Here is a 13,593-nt window from a genome sequence, read left to right as displayed (position 1 = left end):
TTCCGAACTCATCTAGGGGGGAGTTCTATTCCCCGCGGGACTACGGGCAAATGATGGGGAGTGGAACTGCCCGGCCGGGTGCTTTCGGAGTAGAACTCCGTAAGAGCGACGAGAATTCAGAAATAGGAACGAGCGGCTAGCATCCTAATGGAGAGATTAGGAGCAGTTAGCTGCTTTGCCGTGCGGCAGAAAAAACTGCTGCATATTTTTACTTAGTAAGCTTAGCGCGAGAGGCGGAAGGAGTGCTTGTGTTTTTAGCCTGTTTTCAGAAAAACAGCCCCAAAACGCATCTGATTTTAAATTTGTACGTGCTACTTGATACGCAATACGTGATACTACCATGCAGAACGACCCAGAACTGAACGGAAAATACCTAGGCACCATCACCAAAGACTTCGTGCAGGTGTCTGACACCCTGAAAGAGGCTTCTTACCAGATCAGACGCCGCGAAATCTCCAAGTATCCCATTTTCGTGTTCTCCCGCGATATCACCAGGATTGGCGGGCTTTTGATTGGGGCGCAGGAGCGGGACCTGGAGTGGAACATCAACGCCTCGTACCTGGAAGACTTTCTGAACCGCCAGCTGGTGGGCGAAGACAAAGTGGAGGAGTTCCAACAAGCCTACCGTGACGCTGATGAGTATTGCTGCCTCTTTGTGATTGACCGTGACTTCATGAACTTCGTGTTTGTGCCGTACCCAGAGGATTAAGCGTATTGTTTCTTAGAACAGGAAGCCCTCACCGGTTTTGAAAACCGTTGAGGGCTTTTGCGTTTCCGGCTTATTTTCTGGATTTTAGACCGAAAACGAAGAATAACCTTGAATTCCCCGCCACCTCCTCCCCTCACAGGTCACTTTCTCTTGCGTCTCATCAAAAAATTAATGCCGGTGGTAGTGTGCCTAGTGGTAACTACTACGTTTGCGCAAGTGACCAATGATAATATTGAGGGCAGACTTCGGCTACTGTTAGAGAAGCCCGTTGCCTCCTCAACTGAAAATTGCACGGTGCAATGGGCTTGCGTGAATGAAAAACTGACGGGCAAGTGCATTGACTACCACAATGACCAGTGGTTTGAGTTTACCCCTCCCCGCCCAGGCCGTTTCTATATCAATATTGGTCAACAGATATGTAGAGATACGCGGGGCGTTCAGCTGGTGGTGCTAAGCGGAAAACCCTGTGAACCTAGTACCTATCGCGTGCTTTCCTGCACTTCACTGGGCAACCAAGATGATGTGTTTGTGGCCGTTGATCTGGAAGCGGGCAAGCCGTACCTCCTGAACCTGGATGGGTACCTGCATGACTTCTGCCGTTTCTCTCTGGAGGTAAGCCAGGAAGCCAAAGGTATTCCGGCAGGAAACACCTCTGCCATCACCGCCGCGCCCACGGTCACGGCCGCTTCGCCGCTATTGAAGTGGGTACTGCCAGATTCGCTTTCAGCGGCACAGCAATTCAAAGTTCAGCGGTGGGAAACTTCCCAACCGAAGAGCCTCACCGTTGCCACCTTGCCTGTTAAACGGAACAGCTTTGGCGACTTTGTGAGGGCGTACCAGTATCAGGATTCCCTTTCAGCGGCTGGCGTTTACCAGTACCAGGTGCTAGCCGTGTTGCCAGATGCCGCTCCCGCAGTCGTCTTGCAGCAATGGTATCAGCTGAAACCGCCAATAAAACGCCCCGCTGCCCTGGCGCTTCCGTTAGACCGTTACCCCACAGGCGCCCAACTCACCGTCATGATCTTTGACGCCGCTTCTAACCGCCTGTTGTGGAGCAGGCAACTAGTCAAAAACCAACTGACAGAAAATGCTATCCCCGCCGCTAAATTCCAGCAGTTGGGGGTGCAGCGGGTGAGAATCAAGATCCAGCACCACAAAGGGAAAGGGAAAACAGAAACCGCTGAAATCACCGCTATTGTCCCTCCCGGAAATGCTGACTGAGAGATATAAGTACCAGAACACAAATACTGGTGCCTCATACTCTCTGTCATTCTGGAAGGATCCTGGTGGCAAACGGCAGTAGCCGATGGAAAATGTTTTTCTAGTTGGCCTCCAAGATCCTTTCAGGATGACAAAATTTATAGTTGATTTTGTTACTGCACTTAGCTTAGGCATTAGAGCCTATTTAAGACAAAAGATAGCACACAGGACAAGCTGATAAATGCAGGAGAAAGGAGTTAAGACTTTTATTGCCTGCTTACTCTATGTGTTTGCCTCCAATAAGGCATCTTCTGTTTTCGGCCTGTTTTTCAGAAAACAGCCCAAAAACGTGGCCACAAGCGAACGCTTGCGCCAGAAGTTTAACAGGTGAGAAAGACGATACTTTAAGAGTACCCTTAAAACCCAAATACAGATTTTATCAAAAAGCAGAAAGGCAGGATTCTCTCCTGCCTTTCTGCTTCTTTTGACAAATCATGTCCCTTACCAAAAGAAAGCGAGCCACACCATAAAACTCACCCACAGCCCCAACGCAGCTACCCCGGCCCAACGCACGCCCCAGCCCATGGCTTTCCCCATCGGCGAAGCCGAATATTTCTGCAGGAGCTTTCCGGCTACATAGGTACCCACTGTCATCAGGAACAAGCCCCACGGGTGCGCGCCCAGTTGCAAGGCCTCCAGTGCCAGAAACTGCAGGCCCAGCACCACGGCAAAGACCAGCAACCGCACCAGCAGCAGAGAACGCTTACCCAAAGTGGTTCCAGCCTTGCGCTTTGATAGGGAACGCGTTACCGCTAGGGGTTACCAGTTTCACGCCTTCACCGGCGTCTGTGATGTTGCCAATGATGGTGATGTCTGGGTGGTTCCTGATTTTCTCATAGTCGGCCATTTTCACGGTAAAGAGCAGTTCATAGTCTTCGCCGCCGTTCAAGATGCAGGTCACCGGGTCCAGCTTGAATTCCTCGGCGGTTTCCAGCGTCTGCTGATCGGCGGGCAGTTTGTCCTGGTAGATATTGGCGCCTACCCGGCTCTGCGAACAGATGTGCAGCAGTTCAGAGCCCAGTCCGTCAGAAATGTCAATCATGGCGGTGGGGTGTACGCCCAGTTCGCGCAGCTCGTGAATCACGTCCATGCGCGCCTCCGGCCGTAGCTGGCGGCCTACCACATAATCTTTTCCTTCCAGTTCAGGTTGGGTTTCCGGGTCAGCCAGATACGCCTGTTTCTCGCGCTCCAGCAGTTGCAGGCCCAGATAAGCGCCGCCCAGGTCACCCGTTACACAGATCAAATCATTGACCTGGGCGGTGCTGCGCAAAACCGCTTTGCCTTTCTCTACTTCGCCCAGGGCGGTGATACTAATCACCAGACCGCCGCGCGAAGCCGTGGTGTCACCGCCCACCAGATCTACCTTATAGTTCTCACACGCCAGGCGCATACCGGCGTAGAGCTCCTCCATGGCCTCAACGGTATAGCGCGCGCCAATGGCCAGGCTCACCACAATCTGCGTGGGTATGGCGTTCATGGCCGCAATGTCAGACACATTCACGGCCACCGCTTTGTAACCTAAATGTTTCAAGGGGCAGAAGGTTAAGTCGAAATGCACATTCTCCACCAGCATGTCTGTAGAAACCACAATCTGTTTCTGGCCCGGCTCCAGCACGGCGGCGTCATCGCCAATACCCACCACGGTAGACGGCTGGGTATTTTCCAGGTTTTCCTGCAGCCGGCGAATCAACCCAAACTCGCCTAAGCTTTCTAAAGGAGTATATTCAGACATACTATTTCTACTTTACAATATATTTTTGCCTTGAAATGCACGAGCTATGCGTTTTCGGCTTATTTTTAGAAAAACATCTTTAAACTGCAAAGATAGCGTTTTCTCCGGCGCTCTCTATGGCAGGTGTAAAGTAGCTTCAAGAATAAACTTTTATTTGCTAACGGGCGTTAGCTTTAGTAGATTTGGATACCAATCAGTACCACTATGTCGCGTAAAGAACAAATTGACCAAGTCGCCACCTCATTGTTCAAGTCCAGAGGGTTTGCCGCCACCACCATGCGGGACCTTGCCCAGGAATTAGGCATTGAGGCCGGGAGCCTTTATTCTCACATCAAATCAAAGGAAGATATTCTGCAGCGCGTCTGCTTCAGAATGGCAGATGAGTTCATGGCCGCTTTTGACGAAGTGAAGAATCAGGACGTACCCGCCAGCGAAAAGCTGCGGTTGGCCATTGCATCGCACGTACGCGTATTAACTAAGAATCCGCCGGCGGCGGGCGTGTTCCTGAACGAGTGGCGCCATTTGAGCGAGCCGTCTCTGAGCAAGTTCAACGACCTGCGCCACCAGTATGAGGAAAGCCTGCGCGAGATAGTGCGCCAGGGCATCGCCAGCGGCGAATTCCAGGTGAAAGACGAAAAATTTGTGGTACTCACCTTGCTCTCCAGCCTGAACTGGCTCCACATGTGGTATAAACCTGAGGGTAAGATGAGCCCAGACGAGATTGCAGAGTACCTGTCTAACCTGCTGCTCAACGGGCTTAAGAATTTCTAAGAAGAAGCTAAACACACCAAAAGATGTACGGAGGAGGAAACGTTTTTGAGGCCACCAGGTTTGATGACCTGCAGCAGGAAGACCCGGTTAAATTAGCCGAGTTTGAGGCCCGCATTGCCCGCGGCGAGAAGATTGAGCCCACCGACTGGATGCCCCAACTCTACCGCAAGCAGCTAATACGCATGATTGAGCAGCACGCGCACTCAGAAATCATTGGGGCGCTGCCCGAAGGCACCTGGATTACCCGTGCCCCCGGTTTCAGGCGCAAACTGGCCCAGATGGCCAAGGTGCAGGACGAAGTGGGCCACGCCCAACTCCTCTACAGCGCCGCCGAGACCCTGGGCAAAACGCGTGAGCAGATGCTCACCGACCTCATCAACGGCAAAAGCAAATACTCCAACGTCTTCAACTACCCGGCCTTCACCTGGGCAGACTCCAACATCATCTCCTGGCTTATTGACGCGGGCGCCATTGTGAACCAGATGGCCAACGCAAAGGGAAGCTACGGCCCCTACTGCCGCGCCCTGGACAGAATCTGCGCCGAAGAAGCCTTCCATTTAAAGTACGGCCATGACGCCGTGGTGCACATGGCCACCGGCTCGCCCATTCAGCGCAAAATGATTCAGGAAGCTTTGAACCGCTGGTGGCCGCCCATCATGACTTTCTTCGGACCAAGTGACAAGATGAGCACGCACACTGAGACCCTCATGCGCTGGAAAGTGAAAATGGCTTCTAATGATGCCTGCCGCCAGCAGTTCCTGGACATGTACGTGCCTAAAATCTGGGAACTGGGATTGACTGTGCCAGACCCTAAACTGCGCAAAAACGAACAGGGCGTCTGGGAATACACGGAGCCCGACTGGGACGAGTTCAAACGCGTCATCAACGGTGACGGCCCCTGCAACGCCGAACGCCTCGCCGTACGCCGCACCGCCGAAGAACGCGGGGCCTGGGTGCGCCGCGCCCTGCTTTCGCCCAAGGCAGAGTATGTGCGGCCATTAGCCTAGCTAAGCTAGGCAAGTTCTGAGTTCTGAGTTCTGAGTCTTGAGTTCTGAGACCAGAGCTCCGAGACGTAAGGTAAACGGTGCTTACGCTTTGGAGAACACCGTTTGAGAAGGGACCTACCCGCACAATTGATTAGAAGTTTTTTCACTACCAATTCCTTCCCCCTTTTGTCATCCTGAAAGGATCTTGGTGGCGAACGGTAATAGGGTCTCTGAAATGCATTTCTAGTTCGCTACCGAGATTCTTCCAGAATGACAACAATGAAGTAAGCATTAGAAGATAAACCAACTCAAATTTGTCCCTGAATCCGAACTAGCATTAGTAATAAACTTCGCACCAGCTTCTAAAGTATAGACCACCACCAACCCACACCAACTAACATGTCACCAGAAGAAGGTCACATTCAATCCTTAGACCCGCGCGTGACGCGCCTGCACATAGAAGAGGAACCCAACCCCGCGCCCAAACCCCAGCTAGACCAGTTGGAGACGTATGAGGTGTTCCTGCAGAAGAAGGAAGGGCAGCCGTATGTATATGTGGGGCCGGTGCACGCCGCCAATGAGGAAGTGGCGTTTCTGTTCGGCAAAGAGCAATACAGCCGCCGTGCCATGTGCACGGGCATGTGGGTAGTGAAAACGCAGCACGTGCTTGTTTCCGGCTACGCCGATGACAACACCTCAGTGTATGAAAGTTTACCCGCCCTTGGTTCAACCCCAGACGCAGCGGAACAGGCGTATGAGATTTTCCACCTGAAAAAGCGGGGCAAAGCCCACCAACATGCGGGCACGGTCACTGCCCGTTCAGCAGAGCATGCCTTGGAGGTTGCCAGGCAAACGTTACATGCAGCGCCACCCGTGGTAAATGTGTGGGTGATTCCGCAGAATCAGATTTTACGGGAAGAGGAAGACAAAGACATCTGGGCCACCACGCCCGAGAAAAAATACCGCGAGGCCATTGCCTACCGCGTACAAGACAAGATTGACCGTTTCAAAGCCGAACGACAAGCCCAATAACCATGCAGGACCTCGCGTTAAAAGACCTTCTCTACAAGATAGCCGACGATGAACTCATCTTAGGCCACCGCAACTCAGAATGGACCGGTATTGGCCCCATGCTGGAAGAAGACATCGCGTTTTCCAGCATGGCCCAGGACAAACTAGGCCACAGCCTGGCCTTCTACACGCTGCTCCATGAATTAGGCGAAGGCGACCCAGACACCGTGGCCTTTATGCGCAACGCTGACCAGTTCCATAACTGCCAGCTGGTAGAGCTGCCCATTGGCGAATACGATTTCAGCCTGATCCGGCACTTTCTGTTTGACAATGCCGAGCTGCTGAGGTTTGAAGCCTTAAGCCAGTCCTCTCATGAGGAAGTCGCTAAAATTGCCGCCAAGCTGAAGGGGGAAATCAAGTACCACGTGCTGCACGCCAACACGATGGTCAAGCAGCTGGGCACCGCCACCCAAGACAGCATCAGCCGTTTGCAGCAGTCGCTGGAGTACGCGCTGCCCTTTGCGTTGGGCATCTTTGAGCCATCTACCTATGAGCAGGAGTTGATTGATACAGGTATTTACATCGGCGAAGCCGCGTTGCAGGCGCAATGGCAAGAGCGCATATCGGCTGTTTTGGCCAAAACAAGCCTAAAACAACCTGACTGGGCAAGCCTTCAACCCGTGTACGGCGGCCGCTACGGGCAGCACACCCAGCACCTGCAGCCGCTGTTAGATGAAATGGCCGAAGTGTTCAAGATTGACCCTACGGCGGAGTGGTAGTTCTTTAGTTGCCCGTTGTTGGTTTACTTGCTTGCTCGTCAAACCATGGCGCAAGCGACCGCTTGTGCCCATTAATATCTCTAATCAGCAATGCGAAGGTCACAAGCGGACGCTTGCGCCATAAACACGCAGATACAGAAACCTCATTTTTACCACCCTGCAAGGAACTTAGGGAACAGTGGGCGAACGGTAGTGGCTTCTTTGCAAACACATTTCTAGTTCGCCCACAAGATACTTCCAGAATGACAAAAGAGGGAGAATGCCAAATGTGGGAAATAAAGGAAGGCTAGGAAAAGAGGATAAGGTAAAAGAAAGAGCGAAGGAAAGAGTAGGAAAGAACGAGTGCAGGAGTGGTAAGAGGGAAAGTGAGGAATCAAGTTTTCCGTTTTCGGCCTGTTTTTAGAAAAATAGCCCAAAAACAGGACTGGTACAGACCTCTATTACTTCTTCTCCTACAGATCTCTTCCGCTGGCACGAGTTTACAACATGTGCCTATAGATGATGGGTAGTTTGTAACTACCCTCGCTGCCCCGCAGCGAAACCGGGCCTGCCGAGTAGAGTTTTGCAACTTCCGTTTTCAGCCTACTTTTCGCAAAACAGGCCGAAAACGGCAACTTACATTTACCACAGCTCTTCCTAAATTCCGTAAACCAAACCAACAACGAATAACTAAAAAAACAACTACTACCCAAATGCTAACCCCTGATCAAATACGTGCTTTTCTGGAGGAGGTGAAAGACCCGGAGATACCGGTACTTTCTTTGAACGACCTGGGCGTGATTACGGGTGTGGAGGTGGCACCGGAGACGGGGCATGTAACGGTACGCATGACTCCTACGTTTGCAGGGTGTCCGGCCATGGAGTACATGCGGGCAGAGGTAGAGCAGAGTTTGCAGCGGCACGGCGTGGAGGCGTTTACAGTGGTGATGAGTTTTGACGAACCCTGGAACTCTAACAAGATCAGTGAGAAAGGCAGAAAGGCGCTGAAGGATTTCGGGTTGGCACCGCCCCAGCCGTACCAGGGCATTCTGGATCTGGATATACTGGAATACGCCGAGTGCCCCAACTGTCACAGCAAAAACACTACCTTGCGCACGCCTTTCGGCCCTACGTTATGCCGCGCCATGTACTTCTGTAACGACTGCCGGCAGTTGTTTGAACAGTTTAAGCCTTTGTAAGTACGTATGAAAACTATTTTAGCCGTGGCAGTAGCCTTTTTGATGGTGCTGGGCATGGCAAGTTGCTCCCGTGATTCCGGCAAGCCCGGCCGTTTGGCCCGCCCCATCTCAGATACCCAGTTGAAACAGGAACTCACCACCCTTTCAGACACGCTCACCGGAAAATGGAACGTGATGATGACCAGTGACAGCGTGAAGATTCAGCAGATGGAAGAACTTTTGGCCGCGCTACCGCCCGCCGTCATGCCGCCCCAACAGCGCGCCGACCTGCAAAAATCCATCAGGAGGCTGCCTACCCTGCGTTATGACCGCCGCACAGTAAGAAACTCCAGCAGGATTGATGCCTATGACATAGCCCATGACTCAGTGTGGAACGCCTTGCGGGCTTTTCTCCCCACAGACGGCCCCTCAGGGTTGGCGCGGGTAGACTCCCTGTACCAGAGCATTTCCACCCTTCACAACGAGACCGTTTTCTACCGGGGCCGCTATGACAAAACCGCCATTGAGATGAACACGCTGTTGAGAAGGTATAAAAAACGCCTGCCCAACCTGGGCAAACCCTATGACACCCTGCAACCGGCACCGCTGTTTCAGTGGATTGAGAAACCAGATTCATCGGCGCAGGCGAATCAATAATTGGATTTACACAATTATTGAACCTATCCCTCCAAGGAGGGGAATCTCGGGAATGCGTAAAATGAGGGAGGACAATTCTAACTGTTCCACTGCTCTTCCGGATTTGCAATCCGGAAGCACATACTCCGGGGATTTGCAATCCCCGCTTCTGCATGTTTGTGCCGGAAGATGCGCGGACTACAAATTCGCAGTTAACTAAGTTCGGGATCATAAATCCCGAACAGCAGGATAAACCCACCCTCCCCTTTTATAAATATTACACTCCAAAGCAAGTTCCTGCTTCACGTTTCCAACTAGTAGCTTCTTAATGAGGCAGGTTTTAAACTTGCGAATATTTCTACGCACTACCCGCGGAAGCTGAAAGCTTTCCTCATAAAATGGGTCCAAGTTGAAAACGTGAAGCAGAGACTTTTAGAGCATGTTTAAATTTGCCTTTTGCGCTGCAAACGGGAATCAAAAGAACCTGACTTCGCGGTTGACTCGCACCATAGCGCGCTGCTATGCTGTTCAAAAAACGCTTTGCCAGAACCTTTCGCTCCCGTTTTCGCTTGCAAAATCAAAATGAAAACAAGCTCTTAATGTAAAGCAGCAGTGTTCTTCTCATTTACAATACTGAATACATTTTCTGTTTTCGGCCTGTTTTGGCCAAAACAGGCCGAAAACAGAAATGCCGCTGAAGTTAGAGCTTCAGCGGCATTTCTGTTTACAGACGATACCTGAAATTATCCCAGTTTCGCCAGTTCACTTTTCACGAAATCTACCAAAGACTGAATGTAGTCGCTGGAGAAGTCAAACCGGATGCCGGCGGCTTCATAGATTTCACCAATGGTGGCGGTGTAGCCCAGGCTCAACGCTTTTTTATAGCCATCCAGGGCGGCCGCCGGATCTTCTTTGTAGCGTTTCCAGACGGCAATGGCCCCTAGCTGGGCCATGGCGTACTCAATGTAGTAGAACGGCACTTCATAGAGGTGCAGCTGCTTCTGCCAGATGAACGGCTTCAGGTGCTCCAGGCCGCTCCAGTCAACTTCCTGCTGGTTGAACTCCTCAAAAAGGCGCACCCAGTTCTGGTGGCGTTCCTCAACGGTGTGGTTGGGGTTTTCATACACCCAGTGCTGAAACTTGTCAATGGTGGCCACCCACGGGAACGTCTCCAACACGCCTTCCAGGTGCTGACGCTTGGCGCGCACCAGCTCCTCTTGCGTAGGGAAGAAAAGGTCCCAGTGATCCAGGGTAAGCAGTTCCATAGACATTGAAGCCAACTCTGCCACCTCAGACGGCGGGTGCTTGGCGGCATTCAAGGGCAAGTCACGGGTCAGGAAGGAATGCACGGCGTGGCCGCCCTCATGCAGCAACGTCACCACATCGCGCAGTGAGGAAGTGGCATTCATGAAGATGAACGGCACGCCAATCTCATCTAGCGGGTAATTGTAGCCGCCGGGTGCTTTGCCTTTGCGTGATTCCAGATCCAGGTGGCCCATCTCACGCATGGTCACCAGGCAGTCACCCAGGAAACCGTCTAGGCGGTAGAAGCAGGCAATGGTTTTCTCCAGCAGCTCCTCCCCGGTTTTAAACGGCTCCAGCGGTGGCTGCAGCGTAGGGTCTACATCCAGGTCCCAGGGTTTGAGGGCCTCCAGCCCCAGCTGTTCCTTGTGCTCGCGGTCAATCTGGGTGGTCACCGGCACCACATTTTCTTTAATGGCCTGGTGGAAGGCAAACGTATCCTCGGGTCTATAGTCAAATCGGCCGAGGGCCGCGAACATATAATCCCGGAAGTTGTCAAACCCGGCGTTGGTGGCCACCTGGTGGCGCAGCCTGATCAGCTCTGTGTACAGTTCGTCCAGTTTCTCCTTGTCCTGCAGGCGGCGCTCCTGTATGGCCAGGTACGCTTCTTGGCGCACGGCCCGGTCAGTTTGCTTTAAGCGGTCAGCGGCGCGTTGCAGGGTCATTTCCTGCCCGTCAAGGGTCACGGTCATGGCCCCGGCAATGGCGCCGTACTGCTGCTGCTTGGTGCTGATTTCGGTCTGTAATGGAATGTTTTCCTCCCGGAACAACTCAATGGCCCTCTTCACGCCGCGCAGGTAGATGCGGTACTTCTCCTGGTCTAACTGGTCCAGGAAAGGCGACTCCACCAACTTGCGGTTAAAAGCATCATCATACGGTGACGCCTTGGGCTCAATTTCCTGCACAAAGAACTGGAACGCCTCTGTCAGCGCCTCATCCTGGGTGTCACAGGTCATTTTGATGTAACGCCACGCCATGTTCTCAGAGAGCACGCTCTCCAGTTCACTGCGGTCTGAGATCCATTTCTCCAGCGCTTCTGCTGAAGGGATCTCCCGGTTCTTGAGTTCCTCAAAAATGGGCTCCAGTGAAGCCCAGTCAGTGACCTCAAAGTTGGCAGGCAGATACGTGCGCGGCCTGGGGGTGGGCAGCGCGGTTGTTTTGGGGTTGTTTTCCATAAAACAGGTCAAAAACGGTTAACCAATCTCAATCACCACGTTGGCGGTGAGCGGGTGGCCTACACAGTTCAATACGTACCCCTGGTCAATTTCAGCGTCTGACAGACCTTCGCGCTCATCCAGATGCACGCGGCCGCTCAGACACTTGCCACGGCAGGCGGTGCAAAGGCCGGCCTGGCAGGAGTACGGCAAATCAATATCGGCTTTGAGGCCGGCTTCCAGAATGGTTTCAGTGGGCTTTACTTCTACCTGGTACTCGTCTCCCTCATAGATGATGGTGACGGTGCGGGTAATGATCTCGTCAGAGTCTGAAGCCCCCACATCTGCACCGTGGTCTTCTGTGGTGGTGGGGGCGGTAAAGCTCTCTTTAAAGATACAGTCTGCGGGCACGCGCATGAACTGCAGGGCTTCGCGCACCTCGTTCATCATGCCCTCAGGGCCGCACATGTAGTAACTCTCCTGAGAGAAGCCTTCTACCTTCAGGTTCTCCAGCAGCTGCAGCACCATGGTACGGTCAAGCAGGCCAATGTTTTCCTGCGGTTCAGTGGCGTCTGCAATGCTTTCATTGAACACGTGCACTATTTTAAACCGCTCAGGATACTGCTGCTCCAGCTGGGCCAGGGCATCTTTGAAGATAATGGAATTCAGGTTCCGGTTGCCGTACACCAGGGTGATGCGGCTCTGCGGCTCCTCTTTCAGCACGCTCTTGGTCATAGACATCAACGGGGTGATGCCGCTGCCGCCGCCAAAGAAAAACAGGTGGCGCTTCTGGTTAGGGTCTGCCTTGATGTTGAAGTTCCCCAGCGGGGCCATCACCTCTATCTCCTGCCCCACTTTCACATGGTCAGCCACATAGTTAGACACCAGGCCACCCTCTACGCGCTTCACCGTTACTGAGAAGTAAGGCTCGTCTGGGGTGCTGCACAAGGAATAGGAACGGCGCACCTTCTGGCCGTTGATGGGAAGGATCAGGGTAAGAAACTGACCCGGAATAAAGGGAATGTTGTTCTTATCAGGGTGTTCTAAATGAAGGGTGAGGGCATCGGCAGTTTCCTGGGTGATGTCGGCCACCTTCATGGTAAAATAGGCGTTGCTCATAGTTTATGATAGATAAAACAAAAAGCTTTGTTTTGCAGAACTGAATTAAAGCAGGAAAGTTACAACTTTTCACGGCCCCGCCCGAACCTTGGGTAAAAAAACTATCGGGCGTTAGCATTTTGCCGTAACTTGTGCGGTTCTCTTGCAATACGTGTTTTTAGGCGCAGAGATGATGCTCTGGCTGCCTGCCTCTTTCAGGAGGATTTACGTTTTTGACTTGTTTCATGGAAAACTCATCTACACTGGAGGCTCTGCTGCGGGCGCGGGCGGGCACCTTTGCCCCTCTTTTGGGCTTTGACTTGAACGGCCCACATGTCACGCGTCTTGATTTCACCGCGGCCAACCCGCTTCTGCTCCAATCTGATCTAAAAGACACCCAAGCCTTTGAACAACTGGTGCACCAGATGCTGCAGGAGAGAAACGCCACCGTGGGCGTGGGTGGCTACTTTGAGCACCGCGTAATTTACCGCCGAAGCGGCCATTTTGAAGGCGCCGTTGAATCCCGGTCGGTGCATCTGGGCGTAGACCTCTGGGCTCCCGCCCAAACCCCGGTGTACGCCCCGCTGGCCGGGAAAGTACACAGCTTTAAAGACAATGCCCACTTTGGCGATTACGGCCCCACCATCCTCTTAGAGCATGTGCTGGAAGGCATTCCCTTCTACACCTTGTACGGTCACTTGAGCCGCGCCTCTTTGTGTGATTTGGAAGTAGGCAAACCCTTCGCCGCCGGCGAAAAAATAGCCTCTTTTGGCCCCTACCCAGAAAACGGCGACTGGCCACCGCACCTGCACTTCCAGCTCATGGCCAACCTGCAGGGCAAAGCAGGTGACTTCCCGGGAGTGTGCGCGCCGTCTGAAATCCCCTTCTTCAGACAGATCTGCCTGGACCCTAATTTGTTGCTGAACTGCCGTAAAATCTAGCGTCAGGGATTGTTGAAAATCCTTAGCAGGAAGCATCTCCTAAACTTACTTTTGCAA

Annotated in this window: 13 protein-coding genes; 9 read left to right on the top strand and 4 right to left on the bottom strand. The window is 52.7% G+C overall.

What is annotated here, in order from left to right; genetic code table 11:
- The first annotated feature begins 340 nt into the window (after window positions 1-340).
- A complete protein-coding gene (locus FHS90_RS02455) occupies window positions 341-709 on the top strand; it encodes a hypothetical protein (RefSeq protein ID WP_066831667.1) in 369 nt (122 codons plus the stop codon).
- Window positions 710-859: 150 nt separating this feature from the next.
- Window positions 860-1,930, top strand: coding sequence for a hypothetical protein (locus tag FHS90_RS02450; protein ID WP_182511490.1), 1,071 nt, complete (start codon window positions 860-862; stop codon window positions 1,928-1,930).
- Window positions 1,931-2,410: 480 nt separating this feature from the next.
- Here the strand turns inward: FHS90_RS02450 and FHS90_RS02445 are convergent, their stop codons facing one another.
- Together FHS90_RS02445 and thiL are read right to left on the bottom strand one after the other, a co-directional pair.
- On the bottom strand, window positions 2,411-2,680 hold the full coding sequence (locus tag FHS90_RS02445) for a hypothetical protein (protein ID WP_182511488.1): 270 nt from the start codon (window positions 2,678-2,680) through the stop codon (window positions 2,411-2,413).
- Entirely contained in the window at window positions 2,673-3,701 is a 1,029-nt protein-coding gene (gene thiL / locus FHS90_RS02440; protein ID WP_182511486.1) for a thiamine-phosphate kinase, read from the bottom strand. The genes FHS90_RS02445 and thiL overlap by 8 nt, the downstream gene beginning before the upstream one ends.
- 204 nt (window positions 3,702-3,905) lie before the next feature.
- On the opposite strand from thiL, the gene FHS90_RS02435 reads away from it, so the two are divergent.
- The 6 genes from FHS90_RS02435 to FHS90_RS02410 all read left to right on the top strand — a co-directional run bounded on the left by FHS90_RS02435 (window position 3,906) and on the right by FHS90_RS02410 (window position 9,062).
- A complete protein-coding gene (locus FHS90_RS02435) occupies window positions 3,906-4,472 on the top strand; it encodes a TetR/AcrR family transcriptional regulator (RefSeq protein ID WP_182511484.1) in 567 nt (188 codons plus the stop codon).
- Window positions 4,473-4,495: 23 nt separating this feature from the next.
- The gene (gene paaA / locus FHS90_RS02430; RefSeq protein ID WP_182511482.1) at window positions 4,496-5,479 is read left to right on the top strand and encodes a 1,2-phenylacetyl-CoA epoxidase subunit PaaA; all 984 of its coding nucleotides are present in this window, start codon (window positions 4,496-4,498) and stop codon (window positions 5,477-5,479) included.
- Between the two features lie 378 nt (window positions 5,480-5,857).
- Window positions 5,858-6,490: a 1,2-phenylacetyl-CoA epoxidase subunit PaaB gene (locus FHS90_RS02425; RefSeq protein WP_182511480.1), complete on the top strand. Its 633-nt coding sequence runs from the start codon at window positions 5,858-5,860 to the stop codon at window positions 6,488-6,490.
- 2 nt (window positions 6,491-6,492) lie between these two features.
- Complete coding sequence (gene paaC / locus FHS90_RS02420; protein WP_182511478.1) at window positions 6,493-7,248, top strand: 1,2-phenylacetyl-CoA epoxidase subunit PaaC; 756 nt, start codon at window positions 6,493-6,495, stop codon at window positions 7,246-7,248.
- Window positions 7,249-7,940: 692 nt separating this feature from the next.
- Entirely contained in the window at window positions 7,941-8,426 is a 486-nt protein-coding gene (gene paaD / locus FHS90_RS02415; protein WP_066838446.1) for a 1,2-phenylacetyl-CoA epoxidase subunit PaaD, read from the top strand.
- 6 nt (window positions 8,427-8,432) lie between these two features.
- The gene (locus tag FHS90_RS02410; RefSeq protein WP_066838445.1) at window positions 8,433-9,062 is read left to right on the top strand and encodes a hypothetical protein; all 630 of its coding nucleotides are present in this window, start codon (window positions 8,433-8,435) and stop codon (window positions 9,060-9,062) included.
- A gap of 722 nt (window positions 9,063-9,784) precedes the next feature.
- Here the strand turns inward: FHS90_RS02410 and FHS90_RS02405 are convergent.
- Window positions 9,785-11,518 carry a M3 family oligoendopeptidase gene (locus tag FHS90_RS02405; protein ID WP_066838438.1) on the bottom strand — a complete coding sequence of 578 codons (1,734 nt, stop codon included), beginning with the start codon at window positions 11,516-11,518 and terminating at the stop codon, window positions 9,785-9,787.
- An 18-nt stretch (window positions 11,519-11,536) separates the two neighbouring features.
- Entirely contained in the window at window positions 11,537-12,616 is a 1,080-nt protein-coding gene (locus FHS90_RS02400; protein WP_182511476.1) for a ferredoxin--NADP reductase, read from the bottom strand.
- Between the two features lie 224 nt (window positions 12,617-12,840).
- Here FHS90_RS02400 and FHS90_RS02395 point away from each other — a divergent pair, with 224 nt between their 5' ends.
- Window positions 12,841-13,536, top strand: coding sequence for a peptidoglycan DD-metalloendopeptidase family protein (locus FHS90_RS02395; protein ID WP_066838432.1), 696 nt, complete (start codon window positions 12,841-12,843; stop codon window positions 13,534-13,536).
- Window positions 13,537-13,593 lie beyond the last annotated feature (57 nt).

It is taken from the genome of Rufibacter ruber (genome assembly GCF_014138425.1).
Lineage (GTDB): Bacteria > Bacteroidota > Bacteroidia > Cytophagales > Hymenobacteraceae > Nibribacter > Nibribacter ruber_C.
This window is presented reverse-complemented; position numbering and strand designations above follow the sequence as displayed.

Coding starts and splice junctions, on each gene's coding strand:
- FHS90_RS02455 (WP_066831667.1), top strand. CDS start 341: ATGCAGAACGACCCAGAACTGAACGGAAAATACCTAGGCACCATCACC.
- thiL (WP_182511486.1), bottom strand. CDS start 3,701: ATGTCTGAATATACTCCTTTAGAAAGCTTAGGCGAGTTTGGGTTGATT.
- FHS90_RS02435 (WP_182511484.1), top strand. CDS start 3,906: ATGTCGCGTAAAGAACAAATTGACCAAGTCGCCACCTCATTGTTCAAG.
- paaA (WP_182511482.1), top strand. CDS start 4,496: ATGTACGGAGGAGGAAACGTTTTTGAGGCCACCAGGTTTGATGACCTG.
- FHS90_RS02425 (WP_182511480.1), top strand. CDS start 5,858: ATGTCACCAGAAGAAGGTCACATTCAATCCTTAGACCCGCGCGTGACG.
- paaC (WP_182511478.1), top strand. CDS start 6,493: ATGCAGGACCTCGCGTTAAAAGACCTTCTCTACAAGATAGCCGACGAT.
- paaD (WP_066838446.1), top strand. CDS start 7,941: ATGCTAACCCCTGATCAAATACGTGCTTTTCTGGAGGAGGTGAAAGAC.
- FHS90_RS02410 (WP_066838445.1), top strand. CDS start 8,433: ATGAAAACTATTTTAGCCGTGGCAGTAGCCTTTTTGATGGTGCTGGGC.
- FHS90_RS02405 (WP_066838438.1), bottom strand. CDS start 11,518: ATGGAAAACAACCCCAAAACAACCGCGCTGCCCACCCCCAGGCCGCGC.
- FHS90_RS02400 (WP_182511476.1), bottom strand. CDS start 12,616: ATGAGCAACGCCTATTTTACCATGAAGGTGGCCGACATCACCCAGGAA.
- FHS90_RS02395 (WP_066838432.1), top strand. CDS start 12,841: ATGGAAAACTCATCTACACTGGAGGCTCTGCTGCGGGCGCGGGCGGGC.